Below are 17605 nucleotides of genomic sequence, written 5' to 3'. Positions count from 1 at the left end.
GATGGAAAGGGGTCCGTCGTGCGAAAGTGCGGCGGGCCCCTACGCGTGCGTAACGTCGCGCTCTGTAGGAAGTGACAGGCCGCCGCCCCTTACGAACGGGTCGGCCGCGCTTTACTCTGATCTCTGCTCGATAGTTACTCGCGAGTTAAACAACAGCCGCAAACCTGAGAGCCAGCCGCACTGTCGCGGGCCCGGAGGATGTCGTGAGCGACACACAGACACTGATCGAGAACCGCCCGCCGAGTGTGGCGACCCTCTTCCTGGAGCGCGTTGCGAACACACCGGACGCCGAGGCGTACCGCTACCCGGTGCCGACGGCCTCCGGCCAGGGCCCGGACGAGTGGAAGTCGCTCACCTGGGCACAGGCCGCGGAGCGGGTGCACGCCATCGCGGCCGGGCTGATCGAGCTGGGGGTGCAGCCCGAGCAGCGGGTCGCCCTCGCCTCCTCGACGCGTCTCGACTGGATCCTCGCGGACCTCGGCATCATGTGCGCCGGTGCCGCCACGACCACGGTCTACCCGCAGACCAACGCCGACGAGTCGGCGTTCATCCTCTCCGACTCCGAGAGCCGGGTGCTGATCGCGGAGGACGCGGCCCAGCTCGCCAAGGCGGTCGAGAAGCGCGGTGAGCTGCCCACGCTCACCCAGGTCGTGGTGATCGACCCGGCAGGCGTGGAGACCAGCGACTTCGTGCTCACGCTCACCGAGCTGGAGGCCCGGGGCGCCGCCCGCCTGGAGAAGGACCCCGACCTGATCAAGGAGCGGGTCGGCGCGATCACCAGCGACCAGCTCGCGACGCTGATCTACACCTCCGGCACCACCGGCCGTCCCAAGGGCGTGCGCCTGCCGCACGACAACTGGTCCTACATGGCCAAGGCGATCGCCGCGACCGGGCTGGTCAGCGCCGACGACGTGCAGTACCTGTGGCTGCCGCTCGCCCACGTCTTCGGCAAGGTGCTCACCTCCGGGCAGATCGAGGTCGGTCACGTCACCGCCGTGGACGGCCGCGTCGACAAGATCATCGAGAATCTGCCGATCGTGCAGCCGACGTACATGGCGGCCGTTCCGCGCATCTTCGAGAAGGTCTACAACGGGGTCGCGGCGAAGGCCCGTGCGGGCGGCGGCGCCAAGTACAAGATCTTCCAGTGGGCCGCCGAGGTGGGCCGGGAGTACGCCAAGGCCACCCAGGACAACTTCCGGCGCACCGGGGTCGCCTCGGCGCCCTTCGGGCTGAGCGCCAAGCACAAGGTGGCCGACGCGCTGGTCTTCGCGAAGATCCGGGAGGCGTTCGGCGGGAACCTGCGGGCGTGTGTCTCCGGGTCCGCCGCGCTCGCCCCCGAGATCGGCTACTTCTTCGCGGGCGCCGGCATCCACATCCTGGAGGGCTACGGCCTCACGGAGTCCTCCGCGGCCTCCTTCGTGAACCCGGGCGAGGCCTACCGCACCGGTACGGTCGGCAAGCCGCTGCCCGGCACGGAGGTCCGCATCGCGGACGACGGGGAGATCCTGCTGCGGGGCCCGGGGATCATGGAGGGCTACCACGGCCTGCCCGAGAAGACCGCCGAGGTCCTTGAGGCCGACGGGTGGTTCCACACCGGGGACATCGGCGAGCTGTCGCCCGACGGGTACCTGCGGATCACCGACCGCAAGAAGGACCTCATCAAGACGTCCGGCGGCAAGTACATCGCGCCCGCCGAGGTCGAGGGGCAGTTCAAGGCGGTGTGCCCGTACGTGTCCAACATCCTGGTGCACGGGGCGGACCGGAACTTCTGTACGGCGCTCATCGCGCTGGACGAGGTCTCGATCCTCGAGTGGGCCAAGGAGAACGGGCTCGAAGGGAAGTCGTACGCGGAGGTCGTCGCCGCGCCCGTCACCGTGTCCATGGTCGAGGGGTATGTGAAGCAGCTCAACGAGGGGCTTCAGCGGTGGCAGACGATCAAGAAGTTCCGGTTGCTGCCGCGGGACCTCGACGTGGAGCACGGTGAGATCACGCCGAGTCTGAAGCTGAAGCGGCCTGTCGTTGAGCGGGAGTACAAGCACCTCATCGAGGAGATGTACGCGGGCTCTCGCGAGGCGTAGCGCGTGAGCGGAGGGGTGGCGGGGACTGCTTGGCGGCTTGCGGTTCGCCGTGGCTTGTCGCGCCCACGCGGCGGAGCCGAAAATCGACACGGCCCCGCGCCCCTGAAGGCAGACAGTCAGCGCTTCTCGAGCAGGCTCCGTAGTTCCTTCACCTGGACGCGCTGAGCTTCCGTCAACTCGTCCTCCAGGGCCGCCAGTCGCCTGCCCACCTCCTGGTAATCGGCACGCTGGCGCGCCAGCAGGCGCTCCAACTGCTGGTTCTTTCTGTGGAGTTCCAGGAACACGCTGACCTTCGCGCGGAGCACCCACGGGTCGAAGGGCTTGGTCAGATAGTCCGCCGCGCCCGTCGCGTAGCCGCGGAAGGCGTAACCCGAGTCGTCGTCCGTGCCGGTGAGGAAGATGATCGGGACGTCCTTCGTCTGGTCCAGGCGTTTGATGTTCGCCGCCGTCTCGAAGCCGTCCATGCCCGGCATGCGCACGTCCAGGAGGACCAGCGCGAACCGGCGGCGGAGCAGGGCCTTCATCGCCTCCTCGCCCGAACGGGCGCGGACCAGTGGTTCGTTGAGGGATCCCAGGACCGCCTCCAGCGCGATCAGGTTGTCCTCCATGTCGTCGACCAGGAGGATCCCGGCACCGTCGTCGGTCCTTGCCTCAGCGTTCATCTGACTGCCTCATTCAGTCGTCGGTGGGCGGTACCACCGCCTCCTCGGCGTCGGTCCGCTCCCGCGTCGCAGCGCCCTCGGGGTCGAGGAGGGCGCATACGACGGTCAGCAGCTGGTCGACGTCCACCGGCTTGGGTACGTAGTCGTTGGCGCCGCGCGCGATCGACTTCTCACGGTCTCCGGGCATGGCCTTCGCGGTGAGCGCGACGATGGGCAGGCCGGTCCAGCGCTGGGTGCGGCGGATGGCGGCGATGGTCTCGTAGCCGTCCATCTCCGGCATCATGATGTCCATCAGGACGAGTTCGACGTCCGGGTTGCGCTCCAGGGTCTCGATGCCCTCGCGGCCGTTCTCCGCGTACAGGACCGGCATGCCGACGCGGCCCAGCACATGGGTGAGGGCGAAGACGTTGCGGATGTCGTCGTCGACGATCAGCACCCGCCGCCCGGACAGCACCTGGCCCGCCCGGCCCGACGTCCACGCCTCCAGCTTGGTGGGCGCAGGCCACGAGTCCTCAGCGTCGTGGGCGGTCGGATACGGCTCGGTGGACAGGTCCTCCGGGGCCGGCAGGGGGTCGTCCTCGGTGGTCGGTCCGGTCGCCGAGTGGCCGGGGCTGACGACGGGGACGTAGAGGGTGAACGTGGAGCCCTTGCCGGGTTCGCTCTCCGCGACGATACGGCCGCCCAGCAGGCCCGCGATCTCCCGGCTGATGGACAGGCCGAGCCCGGTGCCGCCGTACTTGCGGTTGGTCGTGCCGTCGGCCTGCTGGAACGCCTCGAAGATCACCGGGAGTTTCTCCCGCGCGATCCCGATGCCGGTGTCGGACACCGCGAAGGCGACCACGTCGTCGCTGTCGCGGACGTATCGGTGGTCGGGATCCTTGAATCGGCTCACACGCAGCTCGACCCGGCCCGAGGCGGTGAACTTGATCGCGTTGGAGAGCAGGTTGCGCAGGATCTGCTGGAGGCGCTGTTCGTCCGAGTACATCTCGCGCGGCACGTCCTCGCCGACCGCCACCTCGAAGGCGAGCCCCCGGTCCAGGGTGAGCGGGCGGAAGGTGGCGTGGACGTAGTCGAGGAGCTTGATGAGCGGCAGCTTCTTGGGGCGTACGTCCATCCGGCCGGCCTCGATCTTCGACAGGTCCAGGATGTCGTTGATCAGCTGGAGCAGGTCGGAGCCCGAGCGGTGGATCGTCGTCGCGAACTGCACCTCCTGGTCGGAGAGATGGCCGTCCGGGTTGTCGGAGAGCAGTCTGGCGAGGATCAGCAGGGAGTTCAGCGGCGTGCGCAGCTCGTGCGACATGTTCGCCAGGAACTCCGACTTGTACTGCGAGGAGGTCGCCAGCAGGGCTGCCTTCTCCTCCAGTTCGGCGTTCGAGCGCTGCAACTCCGCCTGCTGCATCTGGAGTTCGTCCGAGCGCTCCTGGAGCTGCATCGCCAGGCGCTGGGACTCGCCGAGCAGGGACTCGGTGCGGGAGTTGGCGATGATGGTGTTGATGGCGACGCCGATGGTGTTCACGAACTGGTCGAAGAAGGCCAGGTGGACGTCGGAGAAGCGGGAGAAGGACGCGAGTTCGATGACGCCGAGGAGCTTGTCCTCGAAGAGGATCGGAATGATGACGACACTGCTCGGGGCCGCCTCGCCCAGCCCGCTGTTGATCTTGATGTAGTCCGGCGGTGCCTCCTCCACCAGGATCCGCTTCTTCTCGCGGGCCGCCTGGCGGACGAGCCCGTGGACCGGCATGCCGCCCGTGTCGACGGTCGCGCCCTGCGCCGAGCCGTAGCCCGCGATGAACGCCAGTCCCTTTGCAGGAACGGTTGTGCGCAAGGAGGCGCCGTCCTCGTCCGGGTCGGCCAGGAAGAACGCCCCGTACTGGGCGTTCACCAGCGGGGTCAGCTCGCGCAGGATCAGGTCGGCGACCTCCATCAGGTCCCGGTGGCCCTGCATCAGCGCGGCCAGGCGGGCCAGGTTGGACTCCAGCCAGTCCTTCGCGCGGGTCGTCTCGCGGAGGTTGGCCACCATCAGGTTGATGTTGTCCTTCAGCTCGGTGACCTCGCCCTGGGTCTCCACGGTGATGGAGCGGGACATGTCGCCCTGGGCCACCGCGGAGGCGACCTCGGCGATCGCGCGGACCTGGGTGGTCAGGTTCAGGGCGAGTTCGTTCACGTTGGTCGTCAGCCGCTTCCAGGTGCCGTACACGCCCTCGACCCGTGCCTGGCCGCCCAGTTGGCCTTCGGAGCCCACCTCCCGGGCCACGCGGGTGACCTCGGAGGAGAAGGAGGACAGCGTGTCGACCATGGTGTTGATGGCGGTCTTGAGCTCCAGGATCTCGCCGCGCGCGTCCACGTCGATCTTCTTGGACAGGTCGCCGTTGGCCACGGCCGTCGTCACCTGGGCGATGTTGCGGACCTGGGACGTCAGGTTGTCGGCCATGTAGTTGACGTTGTCGGTCAGGTCCCGCCACACCCCGGAGACGCCGAGGACCTGGGCCCGCCCGCCGAGCCGGCCGTCGGTGCCGACCTCGCGGGCCACCCGGGTCACCTCGTCGGCGAAGGCGCGCAGCTGCTCCACCATCGTGTTGACGGTGTCCTTCAGTTCGAGGATCTCGCCGCGGGCGTCGACCGTGATCTTCTTGGAGAGGTCGCCGTTGGCGACGGCGGTCGTCACCTGGGCGATGTTCCGGACCTGGGAGGTCAGGTTCAGGGCCATGAAGTTGACGTTGTCGGTGAGGTCCTTCCAGACGCCCGACACACCTCGCACCTGCGCCTGGCCACCGAGGTTGCCCTCGGTGCCGACCTCGCGGGCCACGCGGGTGACCTCGTCGGCGAAGGCGGAGAGCTGGTCGACCATGGTGTTGATGGTCGACTTCAGCTCCAGGATCTCGCCCTTCGCCTCGACCGTGATCTTCTTGCCGAGGTCGCCCTGGGCCACCGCCGTCGACACCAGCGCGATGTTGCGGACCTGCGAGGTCAGGTTGTCCGCCATGAAGTTGACGTTGTCGGTCAGGTCCTTCCAGACGCCCGACACACCCCGCACCTGGGCCCGCCCGCCGAGGTTGCCCTCGGTACCGACCTCGCGGGCCACGCGGGTGACCTCGTCGGCGAAGGCCGAGAGCTGGTCGACCATGGTGTTGATCGTGGACTTCAGCTCCAGGATCTCGCCCTGCGCGTCCACGGTGATCTTCTGACTCAGGTCGCCGTTGGCCACGGCGGTCGTCACCTGGGCGATGTTCCGGACCTGCGAAGTCAGGTTCGACGCCATGAAGTTGACGTTGTCCGTGAGGTCCTTCCAGACCCCGGACACCCCGCGCACCTGGGCCCGGCCGCCCAACTGCCCCTCGGTGCCGACCTCGCGGGCCACGCGCGTGACCTCGTCGGCGAAGGCCGAGAGTTGGTCGACCATCGTGTTCACGGTCAGCTTCAGTTCGAGCAGCTCGCCCGTCGCCTCGACCGTCACCGTGCGGGTCAGGTCGCCGCGGGCCACCGCCGTGGTCACCAGGGCGATGTCCCGGACCTGGGCGGTCAGCCGCGAGGCCATGGTGTTCACCGCCTCGGTCACATCGCGCCAACTGCCCGACAGGCCGGTCACCTTGGCCCGCCCCCCGAGCCGGCCCTCGGTGCCGACCTCGCGGGCCACCCGGGTCACCTCGCCGGTGAACAGGGAGAGCTGGTCGACCATCTTGTTCACGGCCCGGCCGAGGCGCCGCAGATCACCGCGCAGCTGCCGGTTGCCGTCGTGCAGGTCGACCCGCTGGGTCAGATCACCGCCGGCCACCGCGTCCAGGACCCGGGTCGCGTTGGCGGCCGGGGCCACCAGGGCGTCGAGCAGCTGGTTCACGTCGTCGACCCGGGAGGTCCACGTGCCCTGCCCGGGGCTGGGGGACAGCCGTTCGTCCAGTCGGCCGTGCCGCACCAGCTCCCGCTTCACCCGGTTGACCTCGCCGGTGAAGTGGACGTTGCGGTCCACCAACTGGTTGAAGACGGCCGTCAGTTCGGCCACGATCCCGTCCCCGGACTCCGGCATCCGGCGGAAGTCGCCGTCCCGGGCAGCGGTCATCGCGGCGAGCAGGGGACGCAGATCCGATGCTCGAATCCGGTCGGCATTGTGTCCTTCTTCGAGCACACGCGTACCACTGTTCTCACTCATGGCGGCCCACTTCGGTAACTCGGCGCTTATGGGCGTGGCCAGTCTGTCACTCTGTCCGCATCGACTGAGGTGTATTCGTCCGAACTGCTCGGGGAGACGGACATGGGGGCCATTCCTGTGCAACGGGAGTCCGTTGCCCACGCGTCCGATCCGCCCGCGCGCGGTGACGACGCGCTCCCGCACGCCCCGGCGCACGCCCACGCCACCCTCCCCGGCGGTCCGCTCGCCCCGGGCTCGGCCCGGGCCCTGATACGGGCGGCGGTCGCCGAGTGGGCCGAACTCGCCCTGCCCGGCGCCGAGTTCCTGAGCGACCGGCAGGCCGACGACGCCGTGGTCGTGGTCAGCGAGCTCGTCACCAACGCCGTCGTGCACGCGGGCACCGACATCGAGCTGGACTGCCGCCTGGAGGCGCACACCGGAGCGCTCGTCGTCGAGGTCCTCGACCACCACCCCTCGCGCGCCCCCCGTGACGGTGACCTCGAACCCGCGTACGGAACACCGGAGCACGGGCGTGGGCTGCGTCTGGTCGCCGCCCTCGCCGAGACCTGGGGCATCACCTACCGCACCGGCGCCAAGACCGTGTGGGCGCAGCTGCCTGCCGGAGGGAAGGACGCCCTCGACGGGATCCAGGCGTACGCCGGGGAGCAGGCGCACGAGCGGGGTCTGCGGGTCGCCGGGATGCTCGCCCCGGTGCCACCCCCGTCCCGGCCCCCGGCCGCGCCCGAGCCCGCGTCCCCCGGTGAGCCCGACCGGGACTGGCTCAACCGCGGTGCGCTGTCCTTCCTCGCCGAGGCCTCCGACCTGCTCGCCGGGCAGCTCGACGAGAACCTGGTCGCCGCGCTCGCCGGCCAGCTGATCGTGCCGCGGCTGGCCGACTGGTGCGCGGTGTGGCTGGAGGACGAGGTCGCCGGACGCTGGGGGTCCCCTCGTCCGGGTGAGGTCCGGAGCGGCGGGACGGCCTGGGGCGAGAGCGGTGTGTCCGGGCCCCGGCTGGCCCGGGTGTGGCACTCCTCCGAGAACCGGATCGAGGATCTGCGGCAGGCGCTGGAGAAGGAGCCGCCGGGCTCGTCGGGGCCGGAGCATCCCGGGCCCGTGCGGTTCCCCTGGCCCGGCGAGGCGCTCGGCCCGCACGGCACCCACGGCTCCGCGCTCGCCTACCGCCTCACCGCAGGCGGCCGCCCGCTGGGCTCCCTGGTCATCGGCCGGGCCGGGCTGGTGTCCTTCCCCGACGAGATCACCGGGCTCGTCGAGGACCTCAGCCGCCGGGTCGCGCTCGCCATCGGCGCGGCCCGCCAGTACGCCCGCCAGGCCACCATCAGCGCGGTGCTCCAGCGCGGTCTGCTGCCCGGCGCGGTCGCCGAGATCCCCGGCGTGCGCAGCGCCCTGGTGTACGAGCCGTGCGACAAGGGCGGACCCAGCGGCGACTTCTACGACCTCTTCCCGGCCGGCGACGGCCGCTGGTGCTTCGCCGTCGGCGACGTCCAGGGCAAGGGCCCCGAGGCCGCCGTGGTGATCGGTCTCGCACGGCCCTGGCTCCGGCTGCTGGCCCGCGAGGGCTACCGCGTCGCCGACGTACTGGACCGCCTCAACCAGCTCCTCCTCGACGACGCGACGGAGGCCGCCGACGCGGCCGCACGAGCCCTGGCGGCCGCGGGCGGACGCCCCACGCACCCCGGCGACGGCCCGCAGACCCGCTTCCTGTCCCTCCTGTACGGCGAGCTCGCGCCCTTCGACGGCGGAGTGCGCTGCACCCTCGCCTCCGCCGGACATCCGCTGCCGCTGCTGCTCGGAGCGGGCGGCGAGGTCCGTACGGCCGCGCGGCCGCAGACCCTGCTCGGGGTCGTCGAGGACGAGACGTACACCAGTGAGACCTTCGAGCTGCGGTCCGGCGACAGCCTGCTGTGCGTCACCGACGGGGTGACCGAGCGGCGCAGCGGCCCCCGGCAGTTCGACGACGAGGACGGGCTCGCGGAGGCGTTCGCCGGGTGCGCCGGACTGGACGCCGAACTGATCGCGGAGCGGATCAGGCGGCTGGTGCACGACTTCGGGGCACGGCCGCCGGAGGACGATCTGGCCCTGCTGGTCCTGCAGGCGGAATAGGTGTCCGCGGGGTGCTGGACAATGGAGGACATGCCTTCCGCACTCCCCGACGGCGAACCCGTCCCCGACGACGGCTCGCTCCCCGCGTCCGCGCTCGCCGGGTCCGCCGACCGCCCCCTCGGCTTCTACCTGCATGTGCCGTACTGCGCGACCCGCTGCGGCTACTGCGACTTCAACACCTACACCGCGACCGAGCTGCGCGGTTCGGGCGGGGTGCTGGCGTCCCGCGACAACTACGCCGAGACGCTGATCGACGAGATCCGCCTGGCGCGGAAGGTCCTCGGCGACGACCCGCGCCCGGTCCGCACGGTGTTCGTCGGGGGCGGCACGCCGACCCTCCTGGCCGCCGGGGATCTCGTACGGATGCTGGGGGCGATCCGTGACGAGTTCGGGCTGGCCGCGGACGCGGAGGTGACCACCGAGGCGAACCCGGAGTCGGTGGACCCGGCCTATCTGGCCGCGCTGCGGGAGGGCGGCTTCAACCGGGTGTCCTTCGGGATGCAGAGCGCGCGCCAGCATGTCCTGAAAGTGCTGGACCGCACGCACACCCCGGGCCGGCCGGAGGCGTGTGTCGCGGAGGCCAGGGCGGCGGGCTTCGACCATGTGAACCTCGACCTGATCTACGGCACACCCGGCGAGTCCGACGACGACTGGCGGGCGTCCCTGGAGGCGGCGATCGGGGCCGGACCGGATCATGTGTCGGCGTACGCGCTGATCGTCGAGGAGGGCACGCAGCTCGCTCGCCGTATCCGTCGGGGCGAGGTCCCGATGACCGACGACGACGAGCACGCGGACCGGTATCTGATCGCGGACGAGGCTCTGTCCTCGGCCGGATTCGACTGGTACGAGGTGTCGAACTGGGCGACCTCGGAAGCGGGCCGGTGCCTGCACAACGAGCTGTACTGGCGCGGGGCGGACTGGTGGGGGGCCGGTCCCGGGGCGCACTCGCACGTGGGCGGGGTGCGGTGGTGGAACGTGAAGCATCCCGGGGCGTACGCGGCCGCGCTGGCCTCCGGCAGGTCCCCGGGCGCCGGACGCGAGCTGCTGTCGGACGAGGACCGGCGGGTCGAGCGGATTCTGCTGGAGCTGCGGCTTCGGGAGGGGGTGCCGTTGTCATTGCTGCGCGAGGAGGGGCTGAGCGCTTCTCGCCGGGCACGGGGAGAGGGCCTGCTCGAAGACCGGCCCTATGAGGGGGGGCGGGCCGTGCTGACGCTTCGGGGGCGGTTGCTGGCGGATGCGGTGGTGCGGGACCTGGTGGACTGAGGGCGGCTGGGACCTGCCCAGGGGCGCGGGACTGTATCGATTTGCGGCTCCGCCGCGCGGCGCGACCAGCCCCCACCGGCCCGCGGACGTACGACCCGCCCGCACACTCACGGCGCGGTGACGAAGTCGATCAGCTCCTCCACCCGCCCCAGCAGCTCCGGCTCCAGGTCCCGGTAGGACCCCACCCGCTTCAGGATCGCCTGCCACACCGCGCCCGTGTTCTCCGACGGCCAGCCCAGGGCCTTGCACACGCCCGTCTTCCAGTCCTGGCCGTGCGGGACGCGGGGCCACGCCTCGATGCCCAGGGACGACGGCTTCACCGCCTCCCAGATGTCGATGTACGGGTGACCGACGACCAGGGCGTGTTCGCTGGTCACCTCCTGGGCGATGCGCCACTCCTTCGTGCCGGGCAGCAGGTGGTCCACCAGGACTCCCAGCCGCGCGTCCGGACCCGGCGCGAACTCGGCCACGATCGACGGCAGGTCGTCCACGCCCTCCAGGTACTCCACGACCACGCCCTCGATGCGCAGGTCGTCGCCCCAGACCTTCTCCACCAGTTCCGCGTCGTGCCGGCCCTCGACATAGATCCGGCCGGCGCGGGCCACGCGTGCGCGTGCGCCGGGCACGGCCACCGAGCCGGAAGCGGTACGGGACGGCCGTACGGGCGCCTGTGACGAGGGCCGCACCAGGGTCACCACCCGGCCCTCCAGGAGGAAACCGCGGGGCTCCAGCGGGAACACCCGGTGCTTGCCGAAGCGGTCCTCCAGGGTCACCGTGCCCGCCTCGCAGCGGATCACCGCGCCGCAGAAACCGGTGCCCGGCTCCTCGACCACCAGACCGGGCTCGGCGGGCACCTCCGGCACCGGCTTGGGCTTCTTCCACGGAGGGGTCAGGTCGGCGGAGTACTGGCGCATTCGGATGACGATAGGAGAACCGGCCCGGGGATCACCACGACACGCCGAAACGGGCGGCCAGCGCGTCGCGCTGCGCCCGCACGAACGCCGCGTCCACCACCGCTCCGTGACCGGGCACGTACAGCGCGTCCTCGCCGCCCAGGTCGAGGAGCCGGTCCAGCGCGGCCGGCCAGTGCTGCGGTACGGCGTCCGGGCCCGCCTGCGGTTCCCCCGACTCCTCGACCAGGTCGCCGCAGAAGACGACCTCCGGGGTGCCGGGCACCAGGACGGCGAGGTCGTGGGCCGTGTGGCCGGGGCCGACGTTCGCCAGCAGGACCTGGCGGCCACCGCCGAGGTCGAGCGTCCACTCGCCCGAGACGTGGTGCCGAGGGGAGACGAGGGCGTCTACCGCCTCGTCGGCCACCGCCGCGTCCAGTCCGTTGCGCACCGCGTCCGCCCGCAGCTCCGCCCGCCCGAGCCGCCCCGCCAGCACCGTCTCCACGCCCACCGCGCCGAACACCTCCGCCCCCGCGAAGGCCGCCGCCCCGAAGACATGGTCGAAGTGGGGGTGGGTGAGCGCGAGATGGGTCACATGCCGGCCGGCCAGTTCCCCGGCCTGCGCGCGCAGACGGGCACCCTCCACGAGGCCCGAGCCCGCGTCGACCAACAGGGCCATGCCCTCGCCGATCACCAGGCCCGCCGTACAGTCCCAGCCGGGCAGCCGGCACCGCCCCACCCCGGTCGCGACCCGCTCCCACCCGAGCTCTTCCCAAGTCACCGTCATACGGCGACGCTAGCCCTACAACCCGTCACGCCGGGACCAGCCTTGCCCAGGGACTACCCCACCGCCGTACACTGGCCCGGGAGCGCTGGCACTCGGACGGACAGAGTGCCAAGGGAACGACGACCTCTGGAGGTGTGCGCGATGCTGAGTGAACGCAGGCTTCAGGTGTTGCGCGCGATCGTCCAGGACTACGTCGGCACCGAGGAGCCGGTCGGGTCGAAGGCCCTGACCGAGCGGCACAACCTCGGAGTCTCCCCGGCGACCGTCCGCAACGACATGGCGGTCTTGGAGGACGAGGGGTTCATCGCCCAGCCGCACACCAGCGCCGGGCGGATCCCCACCGACAAGGGCTACCGGCTGTTCGTCGACAAACTGGCGGGCGTCAAGCCGATGACCGCGCCCGAGCGGCGCGCGATCCAGAACTTCCTCGACGGCGCCGTGGACCTCGACGACGTCGTGGCCCGGACCGTGCGGCTGCTCGCGCAGCTCACCCGGCAGGTCGCCGTCGTGCAGTACCCGTCCCTCACCCGCTCGACCGTGCGGCACGTGGAGCTGCTCTCGCTCGCCCCGGCGCGCGTGATGCTCGTGCTGATCACGGACACCGGCCGGGTCGAGCAGCGCATGGTCGACTGCCCGGCACCCTTCGGGGAGGCCTCGCTCGCCGATCTGCGGGCGCGGCTCAACAGCCGGATCGCCGGGCGGCGGTTCGCCGATGTGCCGCAGCTCGTCGAGGACCTGCCCGAAGGCTTCGACGTCGAGGACCGGGGTACGGTCTCGACAGTGCTCTCCACTCTCCTGGAGACGCTCGTCGAGGAGAACGAGGAGCGGCTGATGATCGGCGGCACCGCCAATCTCACCCGCTTCGGACATGACTTTCCCCTCACGATCCGGCCCGTCCTGGAAGCTTTGGAGGAGCAGGTCGTCCTCCTCAAGCTCCTTGGTGAGGCCGGAGATTCGGGCATGACCGTACGTATTGGTCATGAGAACGCCTACGAGGGACTCAACTCCACTTCGGTGGTGTCGGTCGGCTACGGTTCGGGCGGCGAGGCAGTCGCCAAGCTCGGCGTGGTCGGACCGACCCGCATGGATTACCCGGGAACGATGGGAGCGGTACGCGCAGTGGCACGGTACGTCGGACAGATCCTGGCGGAGTCGTAAGTGGCCACGGACTACTACGCCGTTCTCGGCGTGCGCCGCGACGCGTCGCAGGATGAGATCAAGAAGGCGTTCCGTCGGCTCGCGCGCGAGCTGCACCCGGACGTCAACCCGGATCCGAAGACCCAGGAGCGGTTCAAGGAGATCAACGCCGCTTACGAGGTGTTGTCGGACCCGCAGAAGAAGCAGGTCTACGACCTCGGCGGCGACCCGCTCTCGCAGGCCGGCGGCGGTGGCGCGGGCGGCTTCGGGGCCGGTGGGTTCGGGAACTTCTCGGACATCATGGACGCGTTCTTCGGTACGGCCTCGCAGCGGGGGCCGCGCTCGCGCACCCGGCGCGGCCAGGACGCGATGATCCGGCTGGAGATCGAGCTCGACGAGGCGGCCTTCGGCACCACGAAGGACATCCAGGTCGACACGGCGATCGTCTGCACCACCTGTAGTGGTGAGGGCGCGGCGCCGGGGACCTCGGCGCAGACGTGCGACATGTGCCGCGGCCGCGGCGAGGTGTCGCAGGTGACGCGGTCCTTCCTGGGCCAGGTCATGACGTCCCGCCCGTGCCCGCAGTGCCAGGGCTTCGGCACCGTGGTCCCCACCCCGTGCCCGGAGTGCGCCGGCGACGGCCGGGTCCGCTCGCGCCGCACGCTGACCGTGAAGATCCCGGCCGGTGTGGACAACGGCACGCGGATCCAGCTCGCGGGTGAGGGCGAGGTCGGCCCCGGTGGCGGCCCCGCCGGTGACCTGTACGTCGAGATCCACGAACTCCCGCACTCGCAGTTCCAGCGCCGGGGCGACGACCTGCACTGCACGGTCACCCTCCCGATGACGGCGGCGTCGCTCGGCACGAAGGTGCCGCTGGAGACGCTGGACGGCATGGAGGAGGTCGACATCCGCCCGGGCACCCAGTCCGGCCAGTCGATCCCGCTGCACAGCCGGGGCGTCACCCACCTGCGCGGCGGCGGCCGCGGCGACCTCATCGTCCATGTCGAGGTCCAGACCCCCACCAAGCTGGACCCGGAACAGGAACGCCTGCTCCGCGAGCTGGCCAAGCTCCGCGGCGAGGAACGGCCCACGGGGCAGTTCCAGCCGGGGCAGCAGGGGCTGTTCTCGCGGTTGAAGGATGCGTTCAACGGGCGTACGTGAGCTGTGGGACGGCTGCCGGGGGTCCGGGGGTCGTCCCCCGGGCAGACACAGTCAGCCGGGGCAGCAGGGGCTGTTCTCGCGGTTGAAGGATGCGTTCAACGGGCGTACCTGAGCGGTGCGAAGGTCGGATTCGGACTTGTTCGGAGGACGTGACAACATGCCGTCATGTCCTCCGCACTGACCGATCTCTTCCCTCATCCGATCGTGCAGGCCCCCATGGCGGGCGGCGTCTCCGTGCCGCGGCTCGCCGCCGCCGTGTCCGATGCGGGCGGGCTCGGATTCCTCGCCGCCGGGTACAAGACGGCCGACGGGATGTACCAGGAGATCAAGCAGCTGCGCGGGCTGACCGGGCGCCCCTTCGGGGTGAACCTCTTCATGCCGCAGCCCGAGTATGCCGACTTCGCGGCCGTCGAGGTCTACGCCCACCAGCTGGCCGGCGAGGCCACCTGGTACGAGACCGAGCTCGGCGACCCCGACAGCGGCCGTGACGACGGGTACGACGCCAAGCTCGCCGTACTCCTCGACAACCCCGTGCCGGTCGTCTCCTTCCACTTCGGCATCCCGAGCAGCGACGCCCTGGAGTCGCTGCGCCGCGCGGGGATCTTCACCCTGGTCACCGCGACCACCCCCGAAGAGGCCCTGGCCGTGCAGTACGCGGGCGCCGACGCGGTCATCGCGCAGGGCATCGAGGCCGGCGGACACCAGGGCACCCACCGCGACCTCCCCGAGCAGGACGGCTCGGGCCTCGGGCTGCTCTCCCTGGTCGCGCAGATCCGTGAGACGGTCGGCCTCCCGATCGTCGCCGCCGGCGGCATCATGCGCGGCAGCCAGATCGCCGCCGTCCTCGCCGCCGGCGCGAGCGCGGCCCAGCTCGGCACGGCGTTCCTCGCCGCGCCCGAGTCCGGCGCCCACGACGTGCACAAGCAGGCGCTGACCAACCCCCTCTACGTCCGCACCGAGTTGACCCGCGCCTTCTCCGGCCGGCCGGCCCGTGGCCTGGTCAACCGTTTCCTGCGCGAGCACGGACCGTATGCCCCCGCCGCCTACCCCGAGGTCCACCACCTCACCGCCCCGCTCAGGAAGGCCGCCGCCAAGGCCAAGGACGCCCAGGGCATGGCGCTGTGGGCGGGGCAGGGGCACCGGTTGGCACGCGAACTGCCCGCGGGGCAGCTCGTGGAGATACTCGCGGCCGAACTCGACGCGGCCAGGACAGCGTTGTCAGGCAAGGGGGACCTGCGATGACCGCACCGGTGTTCGTGGTCGAGCACTTCGACGCGGGCGGCGGCGGACGCTACGTTCTCGACGGCCCCGAAGGCCGCCACGCCGTCTCCGTGAAGCGGCTCCAGCCCGGCGAGGACGTCATCCTCACCGACGGCGCCGGGCGCTGGGCCGACTGCGTGGTGCTCGGCACCGAGGGCAAGGACCGGCTGATCGTCCAGCTGGACTCGGTCAGCGAGGAACCCCGGGCGCAGCCCCGCATCACCGTCGTCCAGGCCCTTCCCAAGGGCGACCGCGGTGAACTCGCCGTCGAGACCATGACCGAGGTCGGCGTCGACGCCGTCGTGCCGTGGCAGGCGGCCCGCTGCATCACCCAGTGGAAGGGTGAGCGGGGTCTGAAGGCGCTCGGCAAGTGGCGGGCCACCGCCCGCGAGGCCGGCAAGCAGTCCCGCCGGATCCGCTTCCCTCAGATCGCGGACGCGGCAACCACCAAGCAGGTTGCCGCACTTCTCGCCAAAGCCGACTTCGCCGCCGTGCTCCACTCCGACTTCGAACGCGGCAGCGAACCGCTGGCCACCGCCGAACTCCCCGACGAGGGCGAGATCGTGCTGGTCGTGGGCCCCGAAGGAGGCGTCGCCAAGGACGAGTTGGCGCTCTTCGAGGAGGCCGGTGCCCGCACCTACGTCCTCGGGCCCACCGTGCTGCGTACCTCGACCGCCGGAACCGCGGCGACCGCCCTGCTCCTTGGCCGCACCGGCCGCTGGTCCTGACCCCTGGAGGGACGGCTGTGGAACTCGCCCAAGTGCGCCTGCTCGTCACCGACTTCGCCGCCTGCTACCGCTTCTACGCCGAGGTCCTCGGCCTGAAGCCGCAGTCGGGGGCGAAGGACGGGCCGTACGAGAAGTTCAGCCCCGCCACCGGCTCGGCGGGCATCGCCCTCCAGGACCGGTCGATGATGGCGGAGGTCCTCGGCGAACTGGGCGGCACGGCCACCGGCCACCGCTCCCTGGTCGTGCTGCGCGTCGACGACCTGGACACCTACTGCGAGCAGATCGCGTCCCGCGGAGCCACCCTGCTGCACGGCCCGTCCCCCCTGACGGACCGCATGCGCGTCGCCCACCTCAAGGACCCGGAGGGCAACCTGGTGGAACTCCAGGAGTGGCTGCTGCTGCGCGGCTGAGCACCGCGTCGAACAGGTCCCAGCCGTCCAACTCCCCGCCTCCTGGCAGAAGTCCGCGGTCCGTCCCCTCGTCGACGAGACGGCGTACGGTACCGGGCTCGTTCAGGGTGAGCGCCCTGCCGGGGCCGGTCGCCACGAAGCCGTCGTGCGCGTAGCAGCAGGAGATGCCCCGGCCGTCGCCCTGCCGGAAGACGATCCGGGTGCGGACCCCGTCGAGGATCAGGTGGAGCACGTCGCGGCAGGCGTCACCGTCCCGATGCTTGTGCCGCAGGCTCCACAGGTAGGTCCGGTCGCCCACGACGAGCTTTCTCACCGCACCGTCCCTACGCATCCGCCCACCGTAACCCGACCGGCGCACAGGTGGCTGTATGCGCCCTACCCTCCGGGACGGGACAGTGGCAGGCTGCCCTCCATGGTGGCGTTGAGACGGAACTGGCGTCGGCCGCGCGGGGTGCGAGTGGCGGGTGCGGTCGGGGGTGTGGTGCTGGCCGTGGGCGGGGTCGCCGCGTGTGATCCGACCGGCGCGGTCAGCTCCGCGACCGTCTCGTACACCACCGACCAGTTGGTCACCAAGGAGCTGAACCGGCAGAAGGCCGACGTGAGTTGGCTGACCTGCACGGCCTCGTACGATGACGGCGACCGGACGCCGAGCGCGTCCGTGAACACCGTCGCCACCGTGAACTGCGAGGGCAAGACGCGGGACGGCAAGGACATCACCGCCAAGGGCAAGGTGACCCGGACCGTCAGCGGCGCGTGTGTGCGCGGGGACCTCACCGCCACCGTGGGCGGCAGGCAGTGGCTCCACGTCGACGGGCTCGGCGACTGCAACGCCACACCCACCCCGCGGGTCGACAACCCCGGGCAGCCCGGCCCCACCGTCACCGTGACCGTCACCAAGACCATCTGGTGCCAGAACGACCCGCAGTGCTGGCCCGACGGCAAGTGATCGAAACCTCTGTGCACGAGCACCGCCCGTGCGTAGGGT

14 protein-coding genes are annotated in these 17605 nt (G+C 70.9%); 9 read left to right on the top strand and 5 right to left on the bottom strand.

From position 1 onward, the window contains the following. The first annotated feature begins 203 nt into the window (after positions 1-203). Positions 204-2078 (top strand): AMP-dependent synthetase/ligase, encoded by a 1875-nt coding sequence (locus tag H293_RS0102570; protein WP_020116316.1) that lies wholly within the window; start codon positions 204-206, stop codon positions 2076-2078. 116 nt (positions 2079-2194) lie between these two features. On the opposite strand, the gene H293_RS0102565 is transcribed toward H293_RS0102570, so the two are convergent. Continuing rightward, entirely contained in the window at positions 2195-2740 is a 546-nt protein-coding gene (locus tag H293_RS0102565) for a response regulator (RefSeq protein WP_020116315.1), read from the bottom strand. 13 nt (positions 2741-2753) lie between these two features. Beyond that, positions 2754-6884 carry a HAMP domain-containing protein gene (locus H293_RS0102560; protein ID WP_028807483.1) on the bottom strand — a complete coding sequence of 1377 codons (4131 nt, stop codon included), beginning with the start codon at positions 6882-6884 and terminating at the stop codon, positions 2754-2756. A 102-nt stretch (positions 6885-6986) separates the two neighbouring features. Here H293_RS0102560 and H293_RS0102555 point away from each other — a divergent pair, with 102 nt between their 5' ends. Together H293_RS0102555 and hemW are read left to right on the top strand one after the other, a co-directional pair. Continuing rightward, on the top strand, positions 6987-8984 hold the full coding sequence (locus H293_RS0102555) for an ATP-binding SpoIIE family protein phosphatase (RefSeq protein ID WP_028807482.1): 1998 nt from the start codon (positions 6987-6989) through the stop codon (positions 8982-8984). Positions 8985-9014: 30 nt separating this feature from the next. After that, a complete protein-coding gene (gene hemW, locus H293_RS0102550) occupies positions 9015-10247 on the top strand; it encodes a radical SAM family heme chaperone HemW (protein WP_028807481.1) in 1233 nt (410 codons plus the stop codon). Positions 10248-10354: 107 nt separating this feature from the next. Here the strand turns inward: hemW and H293_RS0102545 are convergent, their stop codons facing one another. Both H293_RS0102545 and H293_RS0102540 read right to left on the bottom strand, forming a co-directional pair. Continuing rightward, the gene (locus H293_RS0102545; RefSeq protein ID WP_020116311.1) at positions 10355-11161 is read right to left on the bottom strand and encodes a DUF3097 domain-containing protein; all 807 of its coding nucleotides are present in this window, start codon (positions 11159-11161) and stop codon (positions 10355-10357) included. Between the two features lie 31 nt (positions 11162-11192). After that, a complete protein-coding gene (locus H293_RS0102540; protein WP_020116310.1) occupies positions 11193-11924 on the bottom strand; it encodes an MBL fold metallo-hydrolase in 732 nt (243 codons plus the stop codon). Positions 11925-12065: 141 nt separating this feature from the next. Between H293_RS0102540 and hrcA the strand changes: the two genes are divergently transcribed. The 5 genes from hrcA to H293_RS0102515 all read left to right on the top strand — a co-directional run bounded on the left by hrcA (position 12066) and on the right by H293_RS0102515 (position 16620). After that, positions 12066-13082 (top strand): heat-inducible transcriptional repressor HrcA, encoded by a 1017-nt coding sequence (gene hrcA, locus H293_RS0102535; RefSeq protein ID WP_007381950.1) that lies wholly within the window; start codon positions 12066-12068, stop codon positions 13080-13082. Further along, positions 13083-14222 carry a molecular chaperone DnaJ gene (gene dnaJ, locus H293_RS0102530; RefSeq protein WP_007381949.1) on the top strand — a complete coding sequence of 380 codons (1140 nt, stop codon included), beginning with the start codon at positions 13083-13085 and terminating at the stop codon, positions 14220-14222. 165 nt (positions 14223-14387) lie between these two features. Beyond that, the gene (locus tag H293_RS0102525) at positions 14388-15464 is read left to right on the top strand and encodes a nitronate monooxygenase (RefSeq protein WP_020116309.1); all 1077 of its coding nucleotides are present in this window, start codon (positions 14388-14390) and stop codon (positions 15462-15464) included. Continuing rightward, a complete protein-coding gene (locus tag H293_RS0102520; protein WP_020116308.1) occupies positions 15461-16210 on the top strand; it encodes a 16S rRNA (uracil(1498)-N(3))-methyltransferase in 750 nt (249 codons plus the stop codon). Before H293_RS0102525 ends, H293_RS0102520 begins: the two co-directional genes overlap by 4 nt. A gap of 17 nt (positions 16211-16227) precedes the next feature. After that, positions 16228-16620 (top strand): VOC family protein, encoded by a 393-nt coding sequence (locus H293_RS0102515; protein WP_020116307.1) that lies wholly within the window; start codon positions 16228-16230, stop codon positions 16618-16620. Here H293_RS0102515 and H293_RS0102510 read toward each other — a convergent pair. Beyond that, the gene (locus H293_RS0102510; protein WP_106968230.1) at positions 16562-16951 is read right to left on the bottom strand and encodes a hypothetical protein; all 390 of its coding nucleotides are present in this window, start codon (positions 16949-16951) and stop codon (positions 16562-16564) included. The two genes, H293_RS0102515 and H293_RS0102510, sit on opposite strands and share 59 nt — an antisense overlap. A gap of 81 nt (positions 16952-17032) precedes the next feature. Between H293_RS0102510 and H293_RS0102505 the strand changes: the two genes are divergently transcribed. After that, on the top strand, positions 17033-17566 hold the full coding sequence (locus H293_RS0102505) for a hypothetical protein (RefSeq protein WP_078612501.1): 534 nt from the start codon (positions 17033-17035) through the stop codon (positions 17564-17566). The last annotated feature ends 39 nt before the right edge of the window (positions 17567-17605 follow it).

The sequence above is a fragment of the Streptomyces canus 299MFChir4.1 genome, assembly GCF_000383615.1.
Lineage (GTDB): Bacteria > Actinomycetota > Actinomycetes > Streptomycetales > Streptomycetaceae > Streptomyces > Streptomyces canus_C.
Note: the sequence above shows the minus strand (reverse complement) of the source record. Positions and strands in the feature narration are given on the sequence as shown.